This is a genomic window from Pseudomonas sp. BS-2016 (assembly GCF_001806145.1).
GTDB lineage: Bacteria > Pseudomonadota > Gammaproteobacteria > Pseudomonadales > Pseudomonadaceae > Aquipseudomonas > Aquipseudomonas lundensis.
In genome coordinates this window covers 1-1871 of sequence record NZ_MLCT01000059.1, presented here as the reverse complement: position 1 = coordinate 1871, position 1871 = coordinate 1, and the positions used below count along the sequence as shown (strand labels likewise).

General features: G+C 59.7%; 3 protein-coding genes and 1 pseudogene. 3 read left to right on the top strand and 1 reads right to left on the bottom strand.

What is annotated here, in order from left to right; all coding sequences use genetic code 11:
- A pseudogene (locus tag BKD70_RS24525) lies at positions 1-124 on the top strand (threonine dehydratase); the annotation flags it as partial.
- 40 nt (positions 125-164) lie between these two features.
- Positions 165-578: a DUF2269 family protein gene (locus BKD70_RS22180; RefSeq protein ID WP_054917042.1), complete on the top strand. Its 414-nt coding sequence runs from the start codon at positions 165-167 to the stop codon at positions 576-578.
- A gap of 105 nt (positions 579-683) precedes the next feature.
- On the opposite strand, the gene BKD70_RS22175 is transcribed toward BKD70_RS22180, so the two are convergent.
- The gene (locus tag BKD70_RS22175; protein ID WP_070415404.1) at positions 684-1340 is read right to left on the bottom strand and encodes an HAD family phosphatase; all 657 of its coding nucleotides are present in this window, start codon (positions 1338-1340) and stop codon (positions 684-686) included.
- A 143-nt stretch (positions 1341-1483) separates the two neighbouring features.
- Between BKD70_RS22175 and BKD70_RS22170 the strand changes: the two genes are divergently transcribed.
- Positions 1484-1871 (top strand): RNA pyrophosphohydrolase (locus tag BKD70_RS22170; protein WP_070415405.1); only part of this gene is annotated, 388 nt, incomplete at its 3' end.

Below are 1871 nucleotides of genomic sequence, written 5' to 3'. Positions count from 1 at the left end.
AGTGGTGGCGGGCTTGCAAGTACCGGCGGACGAGCGCCACCTGGTGCCTGCCGCGCTGGCGCAAATCGGTTACCCGTACTGGGATGAAAGCGAAAACCCGGCTTACCAGCTGTTCCTCGGTTGAGCGACTACGCTGACTGAGCGGCCTATAAGGAATAGAGACCATGGAAACGCTGACTACCCTCAAGGTGATCCACATCACCGCCACCGTATTGCTGCTGCTCAGCGGCCTCGGCCTGGCCGTATTGGCGTGGCGTAAACGCAGCGCCGGCCCGGCCGCGACCGTGCAGCGCCCCTGGGCATTTATATGGCTGCTGATGGGGATTTGCCTGGTGAGCATGCCCTTCACCGGCTGGTGGCTGGTGCACCTGCTCGGCTGGCCATTGGGGCAAACCTGGATCTTGGGCTCCAGCATCCTCTACACCGTGGCGGCGCTGGCCTGGTTCTGGCTGGTGGCGCGGCTCAATCGGCTGCGCAAGGGCGAGGGCGGGAGCCTGAATTTCACCCTGGTGCTGGCGGTGGTCAGCCTGGTGGGGTTTGTGGCGATTGCAGGGCTCATGGGCGCCAAGCCTGTTTGAAACCGCGTTGGCTTCATCGCAGGCAAGCCAGCTCCCACACTTGACCGGATTCCAACATGAGAACAGGGTCAAAATGTGGGAGCTGGGTTGCCTGCGATAGCATTATCAGCTGCGCAGTGTAATCACCGGCCAGCCTCGCTTTTCAGCCTCCGCGCGCAAATTCGGATCCGGATCCACTGCCACCGGGTGCGTCACCTGCTCCAGCAACGGCAAATCATTCATCGAGTCGCTGTAGAAGTAGCTGTCTTCCAGGCTGTGCCCGGTTTCTTCCAACCAGCGGTTCAAACGTGTCACCTTGCCCTCGCGAAAGCACGGCACATCGGTGCTGCGCCCGGTATAGCGGCCATCCACCATTTCGCACTCGGTGGCGATCAGAGTCTCGACGCCCAGGCGGGCGGCAATCGGCGCGGTGACGAAGCGGTTGGTGGCGGTGATGATCACCAACTTGTCACCGGCGGCGCGGTGCTTGGCCAGCAGTTCAACGGCCTTGGGAAGCATGATGGGCTCGATGCAGTCGCGCATGTAGTCGTTGTGCCAGGCGTGCAGCTGGGCCATCTCGGTGCGGCCGAGGATTTCCAGGCAGAAGTTCAAGTAGGCGGCGTTATCCAGCCGGCCGGCCAGGTAGTCCTGGTAGAACTCGTCGTTGCGGGCCTTGTAGGCTACCGCGTCGAGAATCCCGCGTTCACACAGGTAATCGCCCCAGGCGTGATCGCTGTCACCGCCCAGAAGGGTATTGTCCAAGTCGAATAAAGCCAGGCGCATTGCAGTTACTCGCTGAAAAGTCTGTAAAAAGGCGTCCAGAATACGGTCTTTTCACAAGAGTGCACATAAGGTAAGAAGCCTCGTTGCCGCTGGAACAACCTTTGTGGAACAATGCGACGACATGCGTTTGCGAGGTTGTTGCCGTGATCGACCCCGATGGTTTCCGTCCTAATGTCGGCATTATTCTGACGAATGATGCCGGACAGGTGCTATGGGCTCGCCGAATCAACCAAGATGCCTGGCAGTTTCCTCAAGGTGGAATCAACCCCGACGAAACCCCTGAAGACGCCTTGTACCGTGAGTTGAACGAAGAAGTCGGCCTTGAGCGCGAAGATGTGCAAATTCTGGCCTGTACCCGTGGCTGGTTGCGCTATCGTTTGCCGCAACGCCTGGTGCGTACCCACAGCCAACCGCTGTGCATCGGCCAGAAGCAGAAATGGTTTCTTTTGCGCCTGATCTCCAACGAGCAGCGGGTGCGGATGGATTTGACCGGTAAACCGGAGTTCGATGGCTGGCGCTGGGTCAGCTATT

What these genes read in the sequence shown, in the direction of transcription:
- BKD70_RS22180 (WP_054917042.1), top strand. Translation starts at nt 165, where the DNA reads ATGGAAACGCTGACTACCCTCAAGGTGATCCACATCACCGCCACCGTA.
- BKD70_RS22175 (WP_070415404.1), bottom strand. Translation starts at nt 1,340, where the DNA reads ATGCGCCTGGCTTTATTCGACTTGGACAATACCCTTCTGGGCGGTGAC.